The sequence below is a fragment of the Halomonas sp. KM007 genome (genome assembly GCF_050709225.1).
GTDB classification, from domain to species: Bacteria; Pseudomonadota; Gammaproteobacteria; order Pseudomonadales; family Halomonadaceae; genus Vreelandella; species Vreelandella hamiltonii.
In genome coordinates, this window is the sequence record NZ_CP136131.1 from 1,334,273 (window position 1) to 1,356,652 (window position 22,380).

Below are 22,380 nucleotides of genomic sequence, written 5' to 3' on the forward strand. Positions count from 1 at the left end.
TGCGCTACCCCCGACGTAGCGCCACCGGCAAGTAAGGCGCTGGGTCGATCAGCGGCTCACGATCCAATAGCTGGTCGACCAGCAGATGCGTCGAGGCGGGAGCCAGTACCAGCCCATTGCGGTAGTGCCCTGCATTGACGAACACGTTGGGAAATTCCGGCAGCGCGCCGATGAACGGAATGCCGTCCGGGGAGCCCGGACGCAGCCCCGCCCAGTGATACGCCACGGGGTACCTGGCCAGCGCAGGAATGATGTTTTCAGCACTCTGGCGCAGCGACGCCAAGGCGTCCTGGTCGGTGGCTTTATCGAACCCGGCCTCTTCCAGCGTCGAGCCCACCAGCAGCAGACCATCGTTGCGCGGAATCACATAGCGACCATCTTTCAGCACCACCCGCTGCACCAGCCCTGGCGGGGTCTGATAAGCGATCATCTGCCCTTTCACGGGCCGAACGGGCAACTGGACACCCATGCCTTCCAGTAGCTGGGCTGCCCAGGCTCCGCCACATACCACTACTCGCTCGGCATGCAGCTCGCCCGACGCCGTGGCCACCCCCACGACCTTGCCCTGACGCTGGAGGAAGCCGGTGACCTGGCACTGCTCGACCAGCGTGACGCTCGGCATCGCCGCCAGCCGGGCCCGCAGCGCCTGGCCAAGGCGGGGGTTACGAATGCTGCCCAGCGTCGGCATCCACAGAGCGCTTCCGCCAGAGGCCAGCGCGGCGGGCTCTTTCTGCTGCACGACTTCTGCCTCGACCCGTTCGAGCGGCTTGCCCATTTGCCGAGCCCACGCCAGCGCCTGCTCGTCATCTTCCACGTTCAGGTAGAGCAGGCCTTTCTGGCGATACTCGGGGTCGATGCCCGTTTCTTCCAGCAGCCGCAGCGCCAGCGTGGGGTACACCCCTTCCGACCAGCGCGAGAGCCGCGACACCGGCTCACCGTAACGCCAGGGGTAGAGCGGCGAGACGATACCCCCACCCGCCCAGGAAGCCTCTTTCCCGCATACCCCACGCTCTACCAGCGTGATATTCTGACCTGCATCTGCCAGTTGCAGCGCGGTCATCATGCCAATAACACCACCGCCTATAATTAAGAAATCGCTCACAAATATTGCCCACTATTGCTAATAGAGTCGCTAAAAGAGCCGCTAACAGAGTACCAGCGCATTGGCGGCATAAAGAGAATGAGCATAGTGATGCGTTTCAACAGGTCAAGCTACTGAGAGAGACTATGGCACAGCCTCACCACATCGCTAGGCGAAACAACACGGGCTTTACACTGCTTGAGTTGCTGGTGGCACTCGCCTTAATGGGCATACTGGCGGCCTGGGGGCTTCCCAGCTTTCAAGCATTGGGAGAGCGTTCGGCGGTCGCCAGCGAAGTAAATCGCTTACAAACAGCGCTAACGCTGGCGCGCAATACGGCGATTACACAGCGCAGTGACGTGACGGTTTGCCCTGCCAATGAAGGCAGAACGGCCTGTACCGGTGACTGGAATGGCCCCATCATGGTCGTAAAGGGAGATAAAAGGCTAGAAGATGAAGTCAATGAAGTTATTAGAGTGTTCGCGCCCACAGCAGGTACTATCGTAACTAAAAGCGGTGCGCCAACAGTGAGATATACCTCTTTAGGCAGCATTAAAGGTTCTCAAGGTACGTATACTGTTTGCCCCACCAATGACCAAGCTCAAGCATCCTGTCAGAGCCTTGTGCTTAGCCCAGCAGGCAGAGCACGGATAGATTGAGATCCCATTAGCTGTTCTAACTAATGGGCTCCCTCTAAAGCAAACAGGCGCCTAATTACGAAATACCGTCTAAATAGCGTTCAGCATCCAGCGCGGCCATGCAGCCGCTACCCGCTGAGGTAATCGCCTGGCGATAGATATGATCCATCACGTCGCCACAGGCGAACACACCCGGCACGCTGGTCGCCGTTGCGTTACCTTCACTGCCCGATTTCACTTTGATATAGCCGCCGTTCATTTCCAGCTGGCCTTCAAAGATGCCGGTGTTGGGGCTATGGCCGATGGCAATAAACAGCCCAGGCGCGTGGATATCCTTGGTGCTGCCGTCCTGCGTCGACTTCACCCGCACGCCGGTGACGCCGGTGTTGTCGCCCAGCACTTCTTCCACCTCGTAAAACCACTCCAAGGCGATCTTGCCTGCCTCCGCCTTCTCGAACAGCTTGTCTTGCAGGATCTTTTCGGCGCGAAGCGTATCGCGGCGATGCACCAACGTGACCTTGGAGGCAATGTTCGACAGGTAGAGCGCTTCTTCGACCGCCGTGTTGCCACCGCCGACCACGATCACTTCCTGATTGCGGTAGAAGAAACCGTCGCAGGTAGCACAGGCAGAGACCCCCTGGCCCATGAACTGCTGCTCTGACGGCAACCCCAGATAGCGAGCGCTGGCGCCGGTAGCCACGATCAGGGCGTCGCAGGTATAGACGCCGCTATCGCCCTTCAAGGTGAAGGGCTTCTCGCCCAGGCTCACCTCGTGGATATGATCGAACAGCACTTCGGTGTTGAAACGTTCGGCATGCTGCTTCATGCGTTCCATCAACTCAGGCCCTTGTACGCCCTCGGCATCACCAGGCCAGTTGTCCACATCGGTCGTCGTGGTCAATTGGCCACCCGCCTGCATGCCGGTAATCAGCAGCGGCTTCAGGTTTGCCCGAGCGGCATAAACCGCTGCCGTGTACCCCGCCGGGCCAGAGCCTAGAATGATCAAACGTTCATGACGCGTTTCCATGACACCACCTTTGTCACAATATTGAGCAAATAACGTTGCAAGAGAGTCTGCCTGAAATGGCGCCAAGTACAAGCTATTACAAGGGTTAGTCTACGCTATTAGGCAAAGATGCCTTGAAACTCTATGGTGAAACACCCATGTGCTATTAATAAGCCATACTATTGATTCGCCATACCAAGAAAAGAGTGACCGTCGCGTAACGCCAAGCAATCAGAGGAGAAAGCCATGAGCAAAATACCCGATACGCAGCATACGTTAGAGGTAGGCAACCAGACGTACCACTATTACAGCCTGCCCAAAGCCGCTGAAGCCCTTGGCAATATCGACCGGCTACCCAAGACGCTCAAGATTCTGCTCGAAAACCAGCTGCGCTTCGCTGACGATGAAAGCGTCGACCAGGAAGACATGCAGGCCCTGGTAGATTGGCAGAAAGAGGGTAAATCAAGCCGTGAAATAGGCTACCGGCCGGCGCGGGTATTGATGCAAGACTTTACCGGTGTGCCTGGCGTGGTCGACCTCGCCTCCATGCGCGCGGCGGTGGAAAAACTGGGCGAGGATCCCGCCCGTATCAACCCGCTCTCTCCAGTGGACTTGGTGATCGACCACTCGGTGATGGTCGATAAGTTCGGTCATCCGACGGCGTTCCAAGAAAACGTCGATATCGAAATGCAGCGCAACGGCGAACGCTACGAATTCCTGCGCTGGGGCCAGAAAGCGTTCGACAACTTCAGTGTCGTGCCGCCCGGCACCGGCATTTGCCATCAGGTCAACCTGGAGTACCTGGGCCGCACCGTCTGGACCAAACAAGAAGACGGCAAAACCTTCGCCTACCCGGACACGCTGGTAGGCACCGACTCCCACACCACCATGATCAACGGCCTGGGGGTACTGGGCTGGGGGGTAGGCGGCATCGAGGCCGAGGCGGCCATGCTGGGCCAGCCGGTCTCGATGCTGATTCCCGAGGTCATCGGCTTCAAGCTGACCGGCAAGCTGCAGGAAGGCATTACCGCCACCGACCTCGTGCTGACCGTCACCGAAATGCTGCGCAAAAAAGGCGTGGTAGGTAAGTTCGTCGAGTTTTACGGCGATGGCCTGAAAGACCTGCCGCTGGCGGACCGCGCCACCATTGCCAACATGGCCCCGGAATACGGCGCCACCTGCGGCTTCTTCCCGGTGGATGACGAAACGCTCAACTACCTGCGCTTAACCGGTCGCGAAGATAGCCAGATCGCGTTGGTTGAGGCTTACAGCAAAGCCCAAGGCCTGTGGCGTGAGCCGGGTGACGAGCCTGTGTTCACTGACACATTCAGCTTGGATATGAACGAGGTAGAAGCAAGCCTTGCAGGCCCCAAACGCCCGCAGGACCGCGTTGCCCTGAAAGATATGGCCAGCGCCTTTAACAAAGTCATGGAAGAGGACGGCAAAGCACGCCCCACCACCGAGAAGAGCAAACTTGCTTCGGAAGGTGGCCAAACAGCGGTGGGTATTGAGCGTAGCTACGAGCACGACTTCAAACACAGTGACAGCCAGTCCGTCACCATGGGCGAGCAGGACTTCAGCCTTGACCCCGGCGCGGTAGTCATCGCCGCCATTACTTCGTGCACCAACACCTCCAACCCCAGCGTCATGATGGCGGCGGGCCTGTTGGCACGTAACGCGCGTCAGAAGGGGCTGGCCACCAAGCCCTGGGTCAAGACGTCTCTGGCGCCGGGCTCCAAGGTGGTCACCGACTACCTGGCCGCTGCCGAACTGAACGATGACCTGGATGCCCTGGGCTTCAACCTGGTGGGCTACGGCTGCACCACCTGTATCGGCAACTCCGGCCCGCTGCCCGACGCCATCGAAAAAGCCATTCAGCAGGGGGACCTTGCCGTTGCCTCCGTGCTGTCGGGTAACCGCAACTTCGAAGGCCGCGTGCATCCGCTGGTCAAAACCAACTGGCTGGCTTCACCGCCGCTGGTGGTGGCCTATGCACTGGCGGGCAACGTTCAATGCAACCTGTCCACCGACCCGCTCGGGGAAGACAGCGATGGCAACCCGGTGTACCTGAAAGACATTTGGCCCTCGCAGGCGGATATCGCCAACGCCGTACAGAAGGTCAACACCGAGATGTTCCGCAAGGAGTACGGCGCCGTTTTCGAAGGCGACGAGACGTGGCAGTCGATCAAGGTGCCGGAAAGCAACGTCTACGAGTGGCCCTCCTCCACCTACATCCAACACCCACCCTTCTTCGAAGGCATGCAGCGCGAGCCCGATGCCATCGAAGATGTCCAGAGTGCTCGGGTACTGGCGATGCTGGGTGACTCCGTCACCACCGACCATATTTCCCCCGCAGGCTCCATCAAGCCCGACAGCCCTGCTGGCCGCTACCTGCAGGAGCATGGCGTCAAACCCGTGGACTTCAACTCCTACGGCTCACGCCGAGGCAACCATGAAGTCATGATGCGCGGCACCTTCGCCAACGTGCGGATCAAGAACGAAATGCTGGACGGCGTGGTCGGGGGTGAAACGCGCCATGTTCCCAGTGGTGAGCAGATGTCGATCTATGACGCCGCCATGAAGTACAAGGAAGAAGGCACGCCGCTGGTGGTGGTGGCAGGCAAGGAGTACGGCACCGGCTCTTCCCGCGACTGGGCAGCCAAGGGAACCCGGCTGCTGGGCGTACGGGCGGTGATTGCCGAATCCTACGAGCGGATCCACCGTTCCAACCTGATTGGCATGGGCGTCGTACCGCTGCAGTTCCCCGAAGGCGAAAGCCGCACGAGCCTTGGGCTCACCGGTGACGAAGAGATTTCGATTGCGGGATTAAGCGACTTGAGCCCAGGCGGCACGGTCAAAGTGGTCATCAAACAGGGCGACCAGGAGCGTACCGTTGATGCCAAATGCAGAATTGATACCGCCAATGAGCTGGCTTACTACCGCCACGGTGGTATCCTTCACTACGTGCTGCGCAAAATGATCGGCGCAGCCTAACGGTAAAAACCGCCAATGCTTGCATCGCCCCCACCTTGGTGGGGGCTTTTTTTTGCACCGCGTCTTAGAAAGCGCGACGGCGGTAGAAGCGATACTCCGGCGACCAGCAGGACTTTTCGATACGCTCACGCAGTTCCGAGCCGCTGGTTTTCAGCGCCACGCCGTTTTGCTGCGCCTGAGCAGCCACTTCGAAAGCAATCGACTTACTGATTTCACGAATGCGCGACAGCGGTGGCAGCAGCGCACCCTGCCCTTCCTTGACCAGCGGCGCTTCACGGGCCAGGGCACGCGAGGCGCTCATCAGCATCTCGTCGGTCACGCGGTGGGCGTCGGCGGCAATCACCCCCAGGCCAATACCGGGGAAAATATAGGCGTTGTTGCACTGGGCAATGGGGTAGGTCCGCCCATTGTAGACCACCGGTGCAAAGGGGCTACCCGTGGCCACCAACGCCTGGCCATCGGTCCAGCGAATCACGTCCTCAGGCACGGCTTCTGCCTGGGAGGTGGGGTTGGAGAGCGGCATGATGACCGGGTGTTCACAGCCTGCATGCATGGTACGCACGACCTGTTCGGTAAAGATGCCCCGCTGGCCACAGACCCCAATCAGGATGGTGGGTTTGATCTGGGCAATGGTCTCTTCCAGCCCCTGACCGTTCCAGTTGGCTACCAGCGCAGGATCATGGGCCAGACGACGCTGGAAATCCCGCTGCCAGGTCTGGTCGGTGGTCATCAAACCATCTCGGTCGACGATGAAGATGCGCGCTCGCGCCTCTGCTTCGGTCAGGCCTTCCGCCTCCATGGCGACCACGACCTGCTCGGCGATGCCACACCCCGCCGAACCACCACCCACGAACACCACTCGCTGCTGCGCAATGGTTTCGCCCCGCGCCTGGCAGGCAGCCATCAGCGTACCCACCACCACAGAGGCCGTTCCCTGCACGTCATCGTTGAAGCAGCACAGTTCGTTACGGTAGCGCTCCAACAGCGGCACGGCGTTGGCCTGGGCAAAATCTTCAAACTGCAGCAGCACGTTCGGCCAGCGGCGCTTCACGGCAGCAATAAACTCCGCCATAAAGGCATCGTACTCTTCCTGGCCTACCCGTTCATGGCGCCAGCCCATGTACATCGGGTCATCCAGCAGCGCTTGGTTATTGGTGCCTACGTCGATCATGATCGGCAGCGTATAGGCTGGGCTAATCCCGCCGCAAGCGGTATAGAGCGCCAGCTTACCGATAGGAATGCCCATGCCGCCGATACCCTGGTCGCCAAGGCCGAGAATCCGCTCGCCATCGGTCACCACGATCACTTTCACGTTATCTTTGGTGGCGCTACGCAGGATATCGTCCATATGCTCGCGGTCCGGGTAACTGATAAACAGCCCCCGGTGGTTGCGGTAGATATTGGAGAACTCCTGGCACGCCTGGCCAACCGTTGGCGTGTAGATAATTGGCAGCATCTCTTCCAGATGCTCAGAGACAAGACGGAAATAGAGCGTTTCGTTGTCATCCTGAATGGCGCGAAGGTGAATATGGCGCTCTAAATCGCTATGGCACTGCTGGTACTGGCGGTAAACACGCTCAAGCTGATCATCAATGGTTTCGACTTTTTGTGGCAACAAGCCTATCAGGTTAAACGCTAGCCGCTCCTCCTGAGTAAACGCGCTGCCTTTGTTCAATAGCGGCATTTCAAGCAGCGAAGGACCGGCGTAAGGAATGTACAGGGGGCGTTTACTCGTCGTGGACATAGGCACTCTCTTTTTATGTCAATTGCTGTTGCAATGCAGCAACGCTGGGCGTTGGCGGCGTTTGTGCGTAATGTAACATGGTCGTGCGACAAAGGTAGAAACAGGGTAGAGAGTGGCCATAAAAAAACACCCCGGCCATGGCCGAGGCGTTCATCGAAGAAACCAAAACGCTAGCGATCAGCAGCTCTTGGCGGTGGGACGGCGCCCCTCTTCGCCAGCAAAGAAAAACGGCCGCAACTTCACGCCAATCAGGTTGCCCGCAAAGGCCGCCGCCATCCAAACCCAGCCATGCAGGCTACCCGACGCAATGCCGCTGAAGTAAGCACCGATATTGCAACCAAACGCCAAGCGCGCACCATACCCCAGCAGCAGACCACCGATCACAGCGGCCAGCACCGAGCGCAGCGGAATCCGGAAATTCGGTGCGAAACGCCCGGCCAGATGGGCGGCAGCCAGTGCCCCCAGCATGATGCCCACGTTCATGACCGTCGTGATATCGCTCCACACGCTGGCTTCCAGCGCGGCCGCGTTAGCCGGTGCTTGCCAATAACCCCACTGACTCACATCGCCGCCCACCAGCTCATACGCCTTGGCGCCCCACAGCGCAAAGGCCGAGGTAATGCCCCAAGGGCGACCCGCCAATGCCAGGGTGGCAAAGTTGAGCAGCGCCAGGGCAACGGCCCCCGCCACCAGCGGCCAAGGGCCCGTGAGCCAGCGCTCCACACCGGGCTTATCGACCGTGGGCACCTGCTCCAGCTGGCCATGACGGCGCTTCTCCATGATCACCGTAAAGGCGGCGATGGCAGCGAACAGCACCAGGCTGATGCCGATACCGCCCCCCACGCCAGCCACGTTGACCAACGACACCGGCTGGAAGGCGGGCAAACTTTGCCACCAGGTGAAATGCGCAGACCCGATGACCGAGCCCACGATAAAGAACACCAGGGTAATCAGCATACGGGCATTACCACCGCCAGCGGTAAACAGCGTGCCCGAGGCACAGCCGCCCCCCAACTGCATGCCGATACCGAAGATGAACGCACCGAACAGCACCGAAATGCCGATCGGCGAGACGAAGCCACTTACCGACGTACCAAACAGCGACCCCGCCCCCAGCGCCGGGAAAAACAGCACTACGGCAATCGCCAGCATGACCATTTGCGCCCGCAAGCCACGCCCACGACGCTCGGTAATGAACACCCGCCAGGCCGCCGTAAAGCCAAACGCTGCGTGGTACAGCACCATACCCAGCAGGCCACCTACGATCATAAGCAAGCCGATATTGGCGCTAAACAGCACACCAATCACCAAGGCACCCAGCACAATCGCTGCCATGGCCAGAAGGGGCACGCGGTACGAGACCGGAGCCACCATTGAGGTAGTCGCCATAATTCACCTGTTTAGCAACGCCAAAAGCGCCAGCAACAGCAAGGCGCTTGGCTAAGTTGGACAATAGTTATAAGCCTAACGGCGAGGCGTAAACGCTGGAAATTCTTTATTGAAAGGTTTATATGCCAAAAAAGAATAATCAAACAAAACGCCCTAGCCCTACCACCGAACGCAGCTTGTCCATGGTGTTGGATGCCTCGGCACGGGCACGCTCAGCACCTTTCTGCAATATGGCTTCGATATGGGCAGGGTCTTCCATCAAGGCGTTATAGCGTTCACGCGGCGCGCTGAGATGGGCATTGAGGTATTCGAAGACCTGATCCTTGGCCTCTCCCCAGCCCATACCTTCTTCATACTGTTGACGCATGGTGGCGGTTTCGGCATCGCTGGCAAACGCGGCATAGATCTGGAACAGCGTACACGTGTCGGGGTCTTTGGGCTCACCAGGTTCCAGAGAGTTGGTCTTGATCTTGCGCACCAGCTTCTGCAGCTTTTTCTCGCTCACAAACAGCGGAATCGTATTGTTGTAGCTTTTGGACATCTTGCGTCCATCCAACCCTTTCAACACTTTCACTTTTTCATCCACGACGGCTTCAGGCTGTACAAAGTACTGGCCTTTAAACAGGTGGTTAAAGCGGCCAGCCATATCCCGGGCCATTTCGATATGCTGAATCTGGTCGCGGCCAACCGGCACTTTATTCGCATTGAACATCAAAATATCAGCGGCCATCAGTACCGGATAGCCAAACAGCCCCATGGTGACGCCTTTATCAGGGTCTTGATTACCGGCCTCTTCATTCTCTGCCACGGCGGCTTTATAAGCATGGGCACGGTTCATTAGCCCCTTGGCACACACGCAGGAGAGCATCCACATCAGCTCGGGGATCTCGATAATATCCGACTGGCGGTAGAAGATCGCGTTGTCGGTATCCAGGCCAAGCGCCAGCCACGTCGCGGCGATCTCCAGGCGGGAAGCCTGCACACGCTTGGGGTCTTGGCACTTGATCAGCGCGTGGTAGTCGGCAAGAAAGTAGAACGACTGCACGTTGGGGTCTTGGCTGGCCTCAATGGCAGGCTTAATTGCCCCGACATAATTGCCGAGGTGCGGGGTGCCGGTTGTGGTGATGCCGGTAAGGACGCGGGTTTTACAGAGTTTACTCATACTAATGGACTCAACCATGCCGCTTGGAGAAAATAACTAAAATAGTCGCTCATCTTACTACGCATTAATTAGCTTTCCCAAGAAGCTACCATCAATCCTGAATTACTGCTACTACCTGCTCCACCAGCTAGCTGAGAAAATGCTGTGCTTGCTGAAGCATGACGAAAGTTGTAACGCCCATTAGTATCAAAATCAATATCGCTTCTTGCTATTAATCCCCCAACCCACTCTTTATTCCCTCCACCTTTAATATCAATATCGATATCATCACCGGAATAAATCCAAAAGCCATCTATAGTGTTATTCCCCTTCAATTCAAGATCAACCTCTTCCTTAGAGAAAAAAAATGAATTTTTAATTGAGAAATCATTCTTGTCACTTGCATTCTCAATATCTTTTCCTGCAATAATAAAAACATCCTCTAAAGCAACATCGTCTATTATTTTGACATCGCCATCCGCAACTATAAAAGCATTAGCAAAATTACCGCTTAACTCTACATCCCCATCGCAAAATATAACTCTTCCTTCTTGATCACCGGCGAGCGTTAGAATGCAGTCCTCCTCATCATCATTAATAGGGTCAATTGAATGCTTAACCTCTTCAATAATCATATCAACATCAACAAAGGGAAAATCCATCTTATCAGCTTGGCTAACCTCTCCAGATCCATCACCCTCGAAATCAAAGTTTTTATCAGCTTCAAATTCAACACCGGCTTGCAACAACCCTACAAAATCAAATCTTCCGTCATTATCTATATCTATCTTCTCTCCTGCTAACATACCGATACTATCAAACACACTAATGGCATCTTCAACCGTATCTGGATCAAAAGGAGGAGTATCTCCATCTTTAAGAGACAACTCTATGAAAATAGGTGGGCTTTGAGCAATGATGTCATTTTGCTTATTTTTAATGGCGCCAAAAGCAACTATGTACCGTTCAGGCCCTTCGGACTCTATATCTATATACACAGGAAAATATAGACACTGGCTATAACCTTCATCATCACAAATACTATCGTCATATTGGCTTACGACACTAAACTCCTCCTTCACATCCTCATATCTAAAATTTCTAACAAAATCTTTCCAATCATTTATATTATCATCGCTATTTATTATTTCTTGTAAATTATTTTTCAATAGATTTTTGCCAGGCTCATCGCTCCAGAACTCCTGACCTTGCCCACTACCATTACCTATCAAAATATCATTCATCATACTCTCAGACGCCGCTCTCTCTGCATTCATTTGAGCTAGCACAGCCGCACTATAATTCCCCGCCAGCCGCTCATCAACTAGTGCGGCGCTCATCCCAGACATACCAATCACCAAGGATACGCTCAGTAGTACCAGTACGATAATAAGGGCAGCGCCTTGTTGTTTTTGCATAATCAGCACCTATGGAAATGCTTCTGCCCGATTTTGTATGCGAAGCATATGCTTTTCATAGCTTTCCCCGTTCTGGGTAGCTAGCCGTATTGTCATCTGGTAAAGACCATCGTCTAAGTCTTCAAAAGAAAACGACTCTTCACTATCGTCGTAAAAGCCTTCAACAAGTGGCTCAGTGTGCCACCTGCTTTCGCCATCACACTTTCTGCTAACACTTAAAGAAAATTTCCCGTTTTTTTCTGACAAAAAGTACCTTTTCTCTAAATTCTCATCTTCATCGCATCGACTACCCGCAGAAGAAACTAAAAGTCCAATAGCTGCTGCATCCGACTCAACGTCAACATTTATTGCAGACCGGATATCTTGGATCATTACGCCTGTAATAAAAACAAGCGACTCCTGCTTTCGGCTTAGCTCGTCTACTTTTTTAAAGGTTTGAAATGTGGTCAAAAAAAGCTGTCCGGCGCCTAGAATAATCAGGGTGCCAATTGCCATAGCAACCATTAGCTCGACAAGGGTAAAACCTGATTGGCGTTGGTAGAGCATCATCAGTTACCTAGAAGACCAGGGAGACGAAAGGTGTAAGTAAACGTTTCATCAGTACTGGCTGAATCATTGTCATTAAGTGTAATTAAAATATTGAATTCACACTCTGCCGTACCAAGCTCAATATCTCCTGAGAAGTGGCGTATTGGTGTGTCGCTATCTGCAAACCAGCTTGATTGCCAATCACTTAATATATTGTCAACCATGTCGTCACAGCTAGTTTCTTGGGCTAGCTGCGCCCAAAGCCTCTCCTGCGCATCCACAGCGGCAAGTGTTACCACCGAGCGCTGATACCCTTCGGTCGCGCTTTGCAGGGCTTTCATCTGCATGGCGGCCACCCCCATCAGGCCAAAGGCAAGCACTACCAGCGCGATCAGCACCTCAATGAGTGAAAACCCTTGCTGATGCTTCATTACCAGCACGCCTCTGGGGCACGTACCCCTTTTGCATTTAAGGTGAGATCTTCATCACAGCCGTCTGAGCGTTGGGTCGTCGCGGTTAATACGTAGCCGCCGTCGCTTTGGCTACCAGGGATGTTTGAGATGTCGTAATGGCCGCTCGGAGAGATGGTCATCTCCAAATCACACTCTTCATAGGTGTAGTCACGGGAATAGCAGCGCTCCATTTCTGAAGCCGCTTGCAAGAGTGCCGTTTGGCCATCAGAGCGAACGGAGCGTTCGACGTAGCGGGTGTAGCTGGGGTAGGCGATGCTGGCGATGATCCCAATAATGGCCACCGCAATCATTAACTCGATGAGGGTAAAGCCGCGCTGGTGCTTACCATAATCCCCTGCGCGGCGATTAAAACCATAAGTCACTAAGCGATGCTCCCATATCGGTTTACTCATACTTGGAGTATGTCTTAAACCGATACGGTTTGCATTATCCGCTGACGATCACCTGTTCACGCAGCTCTTTGGGCATAGAGAATGTAATGTTCTCTTCACGCCCCTGCAGTTCGACGGGGGCTTCCGCGCCCAGTGTCTGCAGCTTATCAATGACGCCTTTGACGAGCACTTCAGGGGCGCTCGCGCCAGCGGTGACGCCAATACGTTTTATGCCTTCTAACCACGATGGATCGATTTGCTCGGCGTTATCGATCAAGTACGCGGGGGTGCCCATACGCTCAGAAAGCTCACGCAGCCGGTTGGAGTTCGAGCTGTTGGGGCTACCGACCACCAGCACCAAGTCGCTATCCGCCGCCAACTCACGCACCGCGTCCTGACGGTTTTGAGTGGCGTAGCAAATATCGTCTTTGCGCGGCCCCTGAATCTCAGGGAATTTCTCCCGCAGCGCGTCGATCACTTTGGCAGTGTCATCCATGGAGAGCGTGGTTTGGGTGACGAACGCTAGCGCCGAGGGGTCATTGACAACCAGATTGGCAACGTCCTGCTCATCTTCCACCAGATAAATCTTGCCGCCGTGGGAGGTGTCGTAGCGCCCCATGGTGCCTTCAACTTCCGGGTGACCTTCGTGGCCAATCAGAATGCACTCCTGGCCACGCTTGGCGTAGCGAAGCACTTCCATATGCACTTTGGTGACCAGCGGGCAGGTGGCATCGAACACTTTCAGGCCACGCTGCTCGGCATCCTGCTGAACCGCACGGGAAACGCCGTGGGCAGAGAAGATAACGATCACATCGTCGGGCACTTCGTGGAGCTCTTCTACGAAGACCGCGCCGCGTTCACGCAGTGTTTCTACTACAAAGCGGTTGTGCACCACTTCATGGCGAACGTAAATCGGCGGGCCGAAGACATCCAGCGCGCGGTTGACGATATCGATCGCGCGGTCGACGCCCGCACAAAACCCGCGCGGGTTGGCTAGCTTGATCTGTACGGGCTGAAATGACTCTGATGACTGCATAAAAGCGCCTTGATGCAACCTGCATCGCTCAGGAAATTAGTGGGTGGTGATCGGCGTGACGTTGAGCACTTCAACCTCAAACGTCAATGTACGTCCTGCCAGCGGATGGTTGAAGTCAACTTCTACACGGTCACCGTCAATGGTTTTGACCACGCCCGGCAATTCCGTTCCCGCTTTGTCAGCAAACGACATCACCATACCGATTTCAGGCGCTTCATCACCAAAGTCAGCCCGCTTCAGGGTTTGAATGTTCTGCGGGTTGTGCTGGCCAAACGCATGCTCAGGGGTGATATGAAACGTCCCGCTCTGGCCCGCTGCCATACCTTTGATGGGATGCTCAAAGCCGGGCGGCAAATTGCCGTCGCCATACTGAAACGTCGCTGGCGCTTTCTCTTTGGTGGAATCCACCACCGTGCCATCTTCCAGCTTCAGCGTGAAGTGCAGGGTAATTTCCATCCCGTCGTCAATTAGGTAATCCATGATGCCTCACTCATTGGCATGTTAAGAAGATGAAGAGTGCGCGGCTTTTTTGCGGCGACGCTCGCCCATAATCGACTCCCAAATTAAGCCCACAGCCCCTAGGGTAATGCCGATATCCGCCACGTTAAAGGCAGGGTAGTACCAGCCTGCCGCATGGAAAGAGAGAAAATCCACCACATAGCCATGAATTAAGCGGTCGTATAGGTTACCCAGCGCCCCACCGATAATCAGCGGCAAGGCGATAGCGAGCAGCTTCTCATCTGCACGAATGCGCGACAGCCAAACGGTGAGGCCAATGCTGGCACCAATAGCAATCGCCGCAAAGAACCAGCGCTGCCAGCCGGGGTGGTCAGCCAAAAAGCTAAACGCCGCGCCGGTGTTGTGCAGCAGCGTGAGGTTGAAAAACGGCAAGACTTCAACCGGCTGTGCATAGCTTAAAAAGTGGCTAGCGGCATACTTTGTTGCAAGATCCAACACAATGACCGCCACGGCAAGCCATAGCCAGCGCAGCGGCCGCCGCATGGGCGGCCGCTGGTGTGAATCGTTCACCGGGGAAGCTGTGTTAGGCATAGTGACGAATCTCGCCGCTACCTTCGGGCAGGTTACTTACACAGCGGCCACACAGGTCCGGGTGCTCGGCAACGCTGCCTACGTCTGCCCGGTGGTGCCAGCAGCGCTCGCACTTGGCATGCCCACTGGCGCTCACCGCAACCTTCAAGCCTTCAAGCTCAGTGCTTTCGGCATTGGCGGCATCTGCCAGCGGTGCCAGGTGCACTTCACTGGTGAGCATCACAAAGCGCAGCTCGTCGCCCAGCTTCGCTAGCGTCGCGTGCAGCTCGTCATTGACGAACAGCGTCACTTCTGCCGCGAGGCTACCCTTGATCACTTTGGCGTTACGGGCGTCTTCCAGGCATTTGTTCACTGAGTGCTTCACTTCCAGCACCTGCTCCCAGAAAGCGCGGCCCATCTCGGCGCCCTCATCCAACGTGGAAAGCCCGGTGTAGTAGGTCTCCAGCAGCACGCTATCGCCCCGCTCGCCGGGGATATGTTCAAAGATCTCCTCGGCGGTGAAGGAGAGAATCGGCGCGACCCAGCGGCTTAGCGCTTCCACCACGTGATAAAGCGCGGTTTGCGCGCTACGGCGGGCCAGCGAGTCGGTTTGGGTGGTGTACTGGCGATCCTTGATCACGTCCAGGTAGAAGCCGCCCAATTCCCGCGCGCAGAAGCCGTGTACCTGCTGGTACACATCCAGGAAGCGGTACTCCTCGTAGGCGGTTTCGATGCGGCCTTGAAGCTGTGCGGCGCGATCCACGACCCACTGGTCAAGCGCTAGCATATCGCCAAACGCCACTTGGTCCCGCTTGGGATCAAAGCCGTTCAGGTTGGAAAGCAGGAAGCGCGCCGTGTTGCGGATACGACGGTACACATCAGCAGTGCGCTTGAGGATTTCATCCGAGACGGCCATTTCACCGGAGTAGTCGGTAGACGCTACCCACAGGCGTAGAATATCGGCGCCCAGCTTATCCATCACGCTTTGCGGCGCGACCACGTTACCGATGGACTTGGACATCTTGCGGCCCTGGGCATCCACCGTGAAGCCGTGGGTCAGCAGCTGACGATACGGCGCGTGACCATCAATCGCCGCACCGGTGAGCAGCGACGAGTGGAACCAGCCGCGGTGCTGATCAGAACCTTCCAGGTACAAGTCAGCTCGCGGGCCGCTTTCATGGCCGTGGGGGTGCGAGCCGCGCAGCACGTGTCGGTGGGTGGTGCCTGAGTCGAACCACACGTCTAACGTATCGGTGACTTTATCGTAGTCAGCGGCTTCCGCGCCAAGCAGCTCGGAAGGTTCGAGCTTGAACCATGCCTCAATGCCCTCTTGCTCCACGCGCTTGGCAGCTTCTTCCATCAGAGACACGGTGTTGGGGTGCAGCTCACCGGTTTGCTTATGCAGGAAGAACGGAATCGGCACGCCCCAGTTACGCTGGCGGGAGATACACCAATCCGGGCGGTTGGCAATCATGCTGTGCAGACGCGCTTGCCCCCAAGCAGGGGTGAATTCCGTCGCTTCGATACCGGCCAGCGCGCGCTCGCGCAGGGTCTTGCCATCCTTGCCTTTGATATCCATGCCGACGAACCACTGGGCCGTGGCGCGGTAGATCACCGGCGTTTTATGACGCCAGCAGTGCATGTAGCTGTGGGTGATCGGCGTGTGGGCCATCAGCGCGTTTACGTCACGCAGCTTCTCGATGATGTTCGGGTTGGCTTTCCAGATCATCTGGCCGCCGAAGAACGGCAGGTCATCCACGTAAACGCCGTTGCCCTGCACCGGGTTCAGCATATCGTCAAAGCTCATGCCGTGCTCACGGCAAGTGACAAAGTCATCCATACCGTAAGACGGAGCAGAGTGAACGATACCGGTACTGCCCACCTCAGACTCAACGTAATCCGCCAGATAAACCGGCGAGAGGCGGTCGTAGAACGGGTGGCGGAAATTGATCAGGTCCAGGTGTTTGCCTTGGGTCGTCGCGACCACCTCACCTTGTAAGCCAAAGCGCTCTAAGCAGCTCTCGACCAGCTCTTCGGCCAACAGCAGCAGACGCTCGCCGGTATCCACCAGCGCGTAGGTAAAGTCCGGGTGAACGTTCAGCGCCTGGTTGGCGGGAATGGTCCACGGCGTGGTGGTCCAGATCACCACAGCGGCGGGCTTTGACAGCTCGCTTAAGCCAAACGCCGCCGCCAGCTTGTCGGCGTCTTCCACGGGGAAGGCAACGTCGATGGCATCGGATTTTTTATCGGCGTACTCGACTTCCGCTTCCGCCAAAGCCGAGCCGCAGTCAAAGCACCAGTTCACCGGCTTCAGGCCTTTAAAGACGTAGCCCGCCTCGACCATATCCGCCAGCGCGCGGATCTCGCCCGCTTCGTTGGCGTAATCCATGGAGCGATACGGATGATCCCAGTCACCGATGATACCCAGGCGCACAAAGTCCACCAGTTGGGTTTCGATTTGGGCGCCGGCGTACTCACGGCACAGCTCACGGGCCTTGTCTGCCGCCAGATGCTTGCCATGGGTGGTCTCGACCTTGTGCTCAATGGGCAGGCCGTGGCAGTCCCAACCCGGCACGTAAGGCGCATCAAAACCCGCCAGGTTTTTGGACTTAACGATAATATCTTTGAGAATTTTATTAACGGCGTGACCGATATGGATACTGCCGTTGGCATAGGGAGGGCCATCGTGCAGTACAAACAGCGGCGCACCCGCACGGGCTTCGCGCAGGCGCTGGTATAGGTTCATATCCTGCCACTGGGAAACACGCCCTGGCTCCTGCTTCGGCAGCATGCCGCGCATAGGAAAGTCGGTTTCTGGCAGGTTTAGCGTGTGCTTATAGTCCATAGTCCGGTCAGCCGTCGTTAGTATCGGCGGCGTCATCCGCCGAAGTGAAATCAGAAGAAGCGGTCTCACGCCCAAGCGGGGCCGAGGCCAGCGGAAGAGAGGTCGTTAGATCAGCGTCGGCGGTCGCAAAGTAGCGGCGCGCCTTGGCTTGGTCCTGGTGAATCTGTGCTTTTAGCGCGTCAAGATCGTCAAACTTCACTTCCCCCCGCAGCCGTGTGCAGGGGTAAACCGTCAGCCGCTGGCCATACAGATCGCCGGAAAAATCCAGCAGGTGCACTTCCAGCGTAGGGCGTTTAGACCCCACCGTAGGCCGAAAGCCGACGTTCGCTACGGCGGGGTGCCGCTCGCCATTCGCCAATTCGGCCACCACCGCAAACACCCCCCGTAGCGTCAGCGGCTGGGGCAATAGCGGTAGGTTCGCGGTTGGTACGCCAATGGTGCGACCCAACTGCTGGTCGCGCACCACGCGGCCATGCAGCGAATAAGGCCTGCCCAACAGGCGGGCGGCCACTTCAAAGTTACCGCTGGCCAGCAGCGTACGCACTCGGGTGCTTGATACCCGCTCGTCATCGACCTTGAAGGTGCGAGTATGCTCTACGCCAAAGCCATGAGTGCGCCCCACGGCTTCTAACAAACTGAAGTCGCCACGACGATCACAGCCAAAGCGGAAGTCATCCCCTACCACCAGATGGCGGACGTTCAACCCCTGGATCAACACCTGGTCGATGAACTGGCGGCCGGTCAGGCTGCGCAAGGCGTCGTTGAACGGCAGGCAAAGCACCTGTTCCGCACCGTGGTCGTGCAGCAAGCGCACTTTTTCCCGCAGCCGCGTCAGACGAGGCGGCGCCTGGTCACCCGCAAAGAACTCCCGTGGCTGCGGCTCGAAGACCACCACGGTCAAGGGCACTCCCAGGCGGGCCGCGTGCTCTCGGCACTGCTGCAGGATCGCCTGATGGCCGCGATGCACGCCATCAAAATTACCGATGGTCGCCACGCAGCCACGCTGAGAGGGTGTCAGATTGTGCAGACCTCGAATGACGTGCATGGCACCTCTGCCGTCTTGAAAGCGTTTGATTATAACGAACGTGCTGGCCTGGTGCAGGTCAAGATTGCCATCGGGCCATCTTGACCAACGCCCCGCCTCAGCCTAGCTATTCATCCTGAAATGCCGTGGGCGCAGCCCCAGCGCCGTCAGCCACAGGAAGTAGAGTCCACCGCCAAGCACCACCAGTCCGGACACCCAGCGAATCCGCTGCCACATGCCGAACTCCAGCCACGCCTGCCAGTGGGGCGACACGAGATAGAGTGCCACCCCCATCAGCAGGCTGCCCCCACCCAGCTGCACCGCGTACCGCCCCCAGCCAGGCTGAAACACCAGCACGCCCTGACGATACAACAGGTAGCCCAGCAACCCCGCGTTCAGGAACGCCGACAGCGCCGTGGCCAGCGCCAGCCCTGCGTGCGCCAGCGGCCAGATCAGCAGCAAATTGAGCAGCATGTTGGCGACCATGGCGACGATCCCGACCTTCACGGGGGTTTTGGTGTCCTGGCGGGCAAAGAAGCCAGGGGCCAGCACCTTGATCAGCATGAAAGCCACCAGACCGAACGCATAGGCGCGCAGACTCATGGCTGCCATCTGAATATCCACCTCGGTCATCGCCCCATAGTGGAACAGCGTGATCAGGAAAGGCTCGGCCAGCACCGCCAGCGCCAGCGCCGCAGGCACGCCCAGCAACAGCACCACGCGAATGGCCCAGTCCAGCATGGCAGCGAAATGTTCGCTGGACTGCTCTGCGTGGCGCTTGGAAAGCGCGGGCAGGATGATGGTACCAATGGCTACCCCAAACACGCCCAGCGGCAGCTCCACCAAACGGTCCGAGTAGTAGAGCCAGGAGACGCTACCGGCCACCAGCAGCGACGCCAACACCGTATCCAGCAACAGGTTGATCTGCGACACCGATACGCCAAACAGCGCCGGAGCCATCAGCTTGAGAATACGCTTGACGCCATCATGGGCGAAGTTGGGCCATGGCGTTGGCAATAGCCCCAGGCGCAGCAAAAACGGCACCTGAAAGGCGAGCTGGGCAGCACCGGCAATCAGCACCCCCCAGGCCAGCGCCATGGCAGGCTCTTCCATCAGAGGCATTAAAAACAGCGCCGCCCCGATCAACGAAAGATTGAGCAACACTGGCGTAAACGCAGGAACGGCAAAGCGGTTCCAGGTATTCAGAACACTGCCGGAAAAGGCCGTCAAGGAAATCAGCAGCAGGTAGGGGAAGGTCAAGCGCAGCATGTCGGCGGTCATGGCCAGCTTGTCGGGGTCACGCCCAAAGCCTGGCGCAAACAGCCATACCAGCCAGGGCGCACCGAGCATGGCAAACGCCGTGATCAGCGCCAGGATGGCGGTCAGGCTGCCCGCCACCGCATTGAGCAGCTCACGAATTTCCTGCTTGCTGCGCTGGGTCGAGTACTCCGACAACACCGGCACAAAGGCCTGATTGAAGGCCCCTTCGGCGAACAGTCGGCGCATGAAATTGGGAATCTTGAACGCCACGAAGAAGGCATCGGACCCGTTGCCCGCCCCCAGGAAGGTGGCAACCACCACATCCCGCACCAGCCCCATGACCCGCGAGATCATGGTCATGGCGCTCACCACCAGTCCAGAGCGCATCAGCCCTCGGCGCGGCGGCGACATATTGGCTTGCGGCGGTGTCTTCGCACTCATCACTGGTTCCATACTGAGAAAAGGGGGGCTCAAGCAGCACGGGCAACGTTTGGACACAAAAAAACCGGCCGCAGCCGGTTTTTTAGGGCGACTGCCGGCTTACGCCGCCAGAGCCTTGATGCGCTTGTTCAAGCGGCTTTTCAGGCGCGCTGCTTTCTTCTTGGAAAGCACGTCCTTGTCAGCAATGCGGTCAACGACCGGCTGCATGACCTTGAACTCTTCCATGGCCTTGCCATGATCGCCAGTGTTGATCGCCTTGATCACGCGCTTGATGTAAGTGCGGACCATGCTGCGCTGGCTGGATTTCAGGACGCGACGAGTCTCGGCCTGGCGGGCGCGCTTGCGTGCTTGCTTGCTGTTCGCCACAGGTATCTCCTTGGAGAATAAAGGTTGCCCATCAACGGCAACGGATTAACTATGTGTCTGTCGGCTGGCAATTGCCTTGGCACGACATTTCCGTACGAATCTTTCCACAACAACCGATTGATTTGGCAGCACTTTCAATTCTGCCAAATAGTGTAACGAGCAGTCATTTCGCTGCCCGTTCACGGGTCTTGTCTGAGAGGATGGCGTAGTCTATCACGCGTCAAGCGTGCTTGCTAGCCGTTGTCAATGGTTTCAAGCTGCGACTTCAGCTTCTCAAGCCGCTCGTAGGACTTGCGCAACCACTTGCATGCCTAACTCATTGAGCAGACCAAAGACATCGGTCTCCTCGATCCAGCGATTGATCGGCTGCGCCGACTGAGCCGCCAGATCGATGACCAGGTCACGTTCGGGGTGCTCTTTCACGGCAGAGGCGTATGCCCAAAGGGGAATCTAGCAGGAAAAGCAGAGCGAAAAATAGACAAGGCGCAGAAATAGTCGCGGGCATTGCCGTAAAGCCAACCTGCATCAGGCAAAAAGCCCGATCCCTCTCGGGCTCGGGCTTTTCAGCGTTAGGCGGTGGCACTAAGTAGCAGCACCACCCAACAAGCTCACATCATGCAGCGATGGTAGCATCACCCATTTTCTGACGAAGCTTTTTCATGGCGTTCTTTTCGAGCTGGCGAATACGCTCGGCGCTCACCCCGTAGACATCGGCCAGGTCATGTAACGTGGCTTTGTCATCGGTCAGCCAGCGGCGCTGGAGGATATCCCGAGAGCGGTCATCCAGTGCCTGCAAGGCCAGCTGAAGGCGGCGCGTCGAATCCTCTTCGAAGTCGCTATCTTCCAGCTGCGTCGCCGGGTCTGCCGAAGCGTCGTCGAGGAAGTAGGCAGGTGCCTGATAAGCGCTCTCGTCGTCATCGCCGGGCGCTGCGTCGTAGCCAGCGTCGAACGCCGACAAGCGGCCTTCCATGTCACGCACAATTTCCGGCTTGACGTCCAGGTCCTTGGCGATGGCGTTGACTTCGTCGTTGTTCAACCAGGCCAGACGCTTCTTGGCGCTGCGCAGATTGAAGAACAGTTTGCGCTGTGCCTTGGTGGTGGCAATCTTGACGATACGCCAGTTGCGCAGCACGAACTCGTGGATTTCTGCCTTGATCCAATGCACCGCAAAGGATACGAGGCGCACGCCCTGGTTAGGATCGAAGCGCTTGACGGCCTTCATCAGGCCAACGTTGCCTTCCTGGATCAGGTCGGCCTGGGGCAGGCCGTACCCCGAATAACTGCGAGCGATGTGGACAACGAAGCGCAGATGCGACAACACCAGACGACGCGCCGCTTCCAGGTCGCCTTCGTCATAAAGGCGAAACGCCAGCTCGCGCTCCTCTTCGACGCTCAGCACCGCGATGCCATTCACCGCTTGAATGTAGCCGCCCAGGTCGTTGCCTGGCGACAGCTGTCCCACCGGTAGAAGACTAGTGCTCATGTGCAGATGGCCTCCCTTAAAACCTTTCGTGGTCGACGCGCAAGCGATACTCGGCCAGCGCGTCTGGAATTGACTGATAAGACCCTGGCCAACCGTCAAGGTTCACTAGGCCA

20 protein-coding genes are annotated in these 22,380 nt (G+C 57.1%); 2 read left to right on the forward strand and 18 right to left on the reverse strand.

Translation table 11 applies throughout. The features are described from left to right. Positions 1-4 precede the first annotated feature (4 nt). A complete protein-coding gene (gene thiO / locus RVM27_RS06185) occupies positions 5-1,102 on the reverse strand; it encodes a glycine oxidase ThiO (RefSeq protein ID WP_287807973.1) in 1,098 nt (365 codons plus the stop codon). Between the two features lie 125 nt (positions 1,103-1,227). Here thiO and RVM27_RS06190 point away from each other — a divergent pair, with 125 nt between their 5' ends. Further along, positions 1,228-1,740: a GspH/FimT family pseudopilin gene (locus RVM27_RS06190; RefSeq protein WP_287807975.1), complete on the forward strand. Its 513-nt coding sequence runs from the start codon at positions 1,228-1,230 to the stop codon at positions 1,738-1,740. Between the two features lie 55 nt (positions 1,741-1,795). Here RVM27_RS06190 and trxB read toward each other — a convergent pair whose 3' ends face one another. Then, positions 1,796-2,746 carry a thioredoxin-disulfide reductase gene (gene trxB / locus RVM27_RS06195; RefSeq protein WP_287807977.1) on the reverse strand — a complete coding sequence of 317 codons (951 nt, stop codon included), beginning with the start codon at positions 2,744-2,746 and terminating at the stop codon, positions 1,796-1,798. Positions 2,747-2,971: 225 nt separating this feature from the next. On the opposite strand from trxB, the gene acnA reads away from it, so the two are divergent. Then, positions 2,972-5,719 (forward strand): aconitate hydratase, encoded by a 2,748-nt coding sequence (acnA, locus tag RVM27_RS06200; protein ID WP_498957583.1) that lies wholly within the window; start codon positions 2,972-2,974, stop codon positions 5,717-5,719. Between the two features lie 64 nt (positions 5,720-5,783). On the opposite strand, the gene RVM27_RS06205 is transcribed toward acnA, so the two are convergent. From RVM27_RS06205 to rpoH, 16 genes are all read right to left on the reverse strand, one after another. Further along, on the reverse strand, positions 5,784-7,463 hold the full coding sequence (locus tag RVM27_RS06205; protein ID WP_498957584.1) for an NAD-dependent malic enzyme: 1,680 nt from the start codon (positions 7,461-7,463) through the stop codon (positions 5,784-5,786). A gap of 177 nt (positions 7,464-7,640) precedes the next feature. Further along, the gene (locus RVM27_RS06210) at positions 7,641-8,852 is read right to left on the reverse strand and encodes a YeeE/YedE family protein (RefSeq protein WP_498957585.1); all 1,212 of its coding nucleotides are present in this window, start codon (positions 8,850-8,852) and stop codon (positions 7,641-7,643) included. Between the two features lie 139 nt (positions 8,853-8,991). Beyond that, on the reverse strand, positions 8,992-10,014 hold the full coding sequence (locus RVM27_RS06215) for a tryptophan--tRNA ligase (RefSeq protein ID WP_498957586.1): 1,023 nt from the start codon (positions 10,012-10,014) through the stop codon (positions 8,992-8,994). Between the two features lie 68 nt (positions 10,015-10,082). Beyond that, complete coding sequence (locus tag RVM27_RS06220; protein WP_287807989.1) at positions 10,083-11,411, reverse strand: hypothetical protein; 1,329 nt, start codon at positions 11,409-11,411, stop codon at positions 10,083-10,085. 9 nt (positions 11,412-11,420) lie between these two features. Then, on the reverse strand, positions 11,421-11,957 hold the full coding sequence (locus tag RVM27_RS06225; RefSeq protein WP_498957587.1) for a PilW family protein: 537 nt from the start codon (positions 11,955-11,957) through the stop codon (positions 11,421-11,423). 2 nt (positions 11,958-11,959) lie between these two features. Beyond that, positions 11,960-12,370 (reverse strand): type IV pilus modification protein PilV, encoded by a 411-nt coding sequence (pilV, locus tag RVM27_RS06230; RefSeq protein ID WP_287807993.1) that lies wholly within the window; start codon positions 12,368-12,370, stop codon positions 11,960-11,962. Continuing rightward, a complete protein-coding gene (locus tag RVM27_RS06235) occupies positions 12,370-12,774 on the reverse strand; it encodes a type IV pilin protein (RefSeq protein ID WP_498940051.1) in 405 nt (134 codons plus the stop codon). The genes pilV and RVM27_RS06235 overlap by 1 nt, the downstream gene beginning before the upstream one ends. A gap of 64 nt (positions 12,775-12,838) precedes the next feature. Continuing rightward, positions 12,839-13,819, reverse strand: a complete 981-nt coding sequence (gene ispH, locus RVM27_RS06240; RefSeq protein WP_273682719.1) for a 4-hydroxy-3-methylbut-2-enyl diphosphate reductase — start codon at positions 13,817-13,819, stop codon at positions 12,839-12,841. Between the two features lie 36 nt (positions 13,820-13,855). Beyond that, positions 13,856-14,299, reverse strand: a complete 444-nt coding sequence (gene fkpB, locus RVM27_RS06245) for an FKBP-type peptidyl-prolyl cis-trans isomerase (RefSeq protein ID WP_044630334.1) — start codon at positions 14,297-14,299, stop codon at positions 13,856-13,858. A 21-nt stretch (positions 14,300-14,320) separates the two neighbouring features. Further along, positions 14,321-14,869, reverse strand: a complete 549-nt coding sequence (lspA, locus tag RVM27_RS06250; protein ID WP_498957588.1) for a signal peptidase II — start codon at positions 14,867-14,869, stop codon at positions 14,321-14,323. Beyond that, entirely contained in the window at positions 14,862-17,693 is a 2,832-nt protein-coding gene (ileS, locus tag RVM27_RS06255) for an isoleucine--tRNA ligase (protein WP_498957589.1), read from the reverse strand. The genes lspA and ileS overlap by 8 nt, the downstream gene beginning before the upstream one ends. Positions 17,694-17,700: 7 nt before the next feature. Continuing rightward, positions 17,701-18,738, reverse strand: coding sequence for a bifunctional riboflavin kinase/FMN adenylyltransferase (ribF, locus tag RVM27_RS06260; RefSeq protein WP_498957590.1), 1,038 nt, complete (start codon positions 18,736-18,738; stop codon positions 17,701-17,703). 102 nt (positions 18,739-18,840) lie between these two features. Further along, positions 18,841-20,418 (reverse strand): murein biosynthesis integral membrane protein MurJ, encoded by a 1,578-nt coding sequence (murJ, locus tag RVM27_RS06265; RefSeq protein ID WP_016916026.1) that lies wholly within the window; start codon positions 20,416-20,418, stop codon positions 18,841-18,843. A 99-nt stretch (positions 20,419-20,517) separates the two neighbouring features. Beyond that, positions 20,518-20,784, reverse strand: a complete 267-nt coding sequence (rpsT, locus tag RVM27_RS06270) for a 30S ribosomal protein S20 (RefSeq protein WP_016916025.1) — start codon at positions 20,782-20,784, stop codon at positions 20,518-20,520. Between the two features lie 273 nt (positions 20,785-21,057). Continuing rightward, positions 21,058-21,207, reverse strand: a complete 150-nt coding sequence (locus tag RVM27_RS06275; RefSeq protein ID WP_287808005.1) for a P-loop NTPase family protein — start codon at positions 21,205-21,207, stop codon at positions 21,058-21,060. A 190-nt stretch (positions 21,208-21,397) separates the two neighbouring features. Further along, the gene (rpoH, locus tag RVM27_RS06280) at positions 21,398-22,267 is read right to left on the reverse strand and encodes an RNA polymerase sigma factor RpoH (RefSeq protein ID WP_498957591.1); all 870 of its coding nucleotides are present in this window, start codon (positions 22,265-22,267) and stop codon (positions 21,398-21,400) included. Positions 22,268-22,380: the final 113 nt, after the last annotated feature.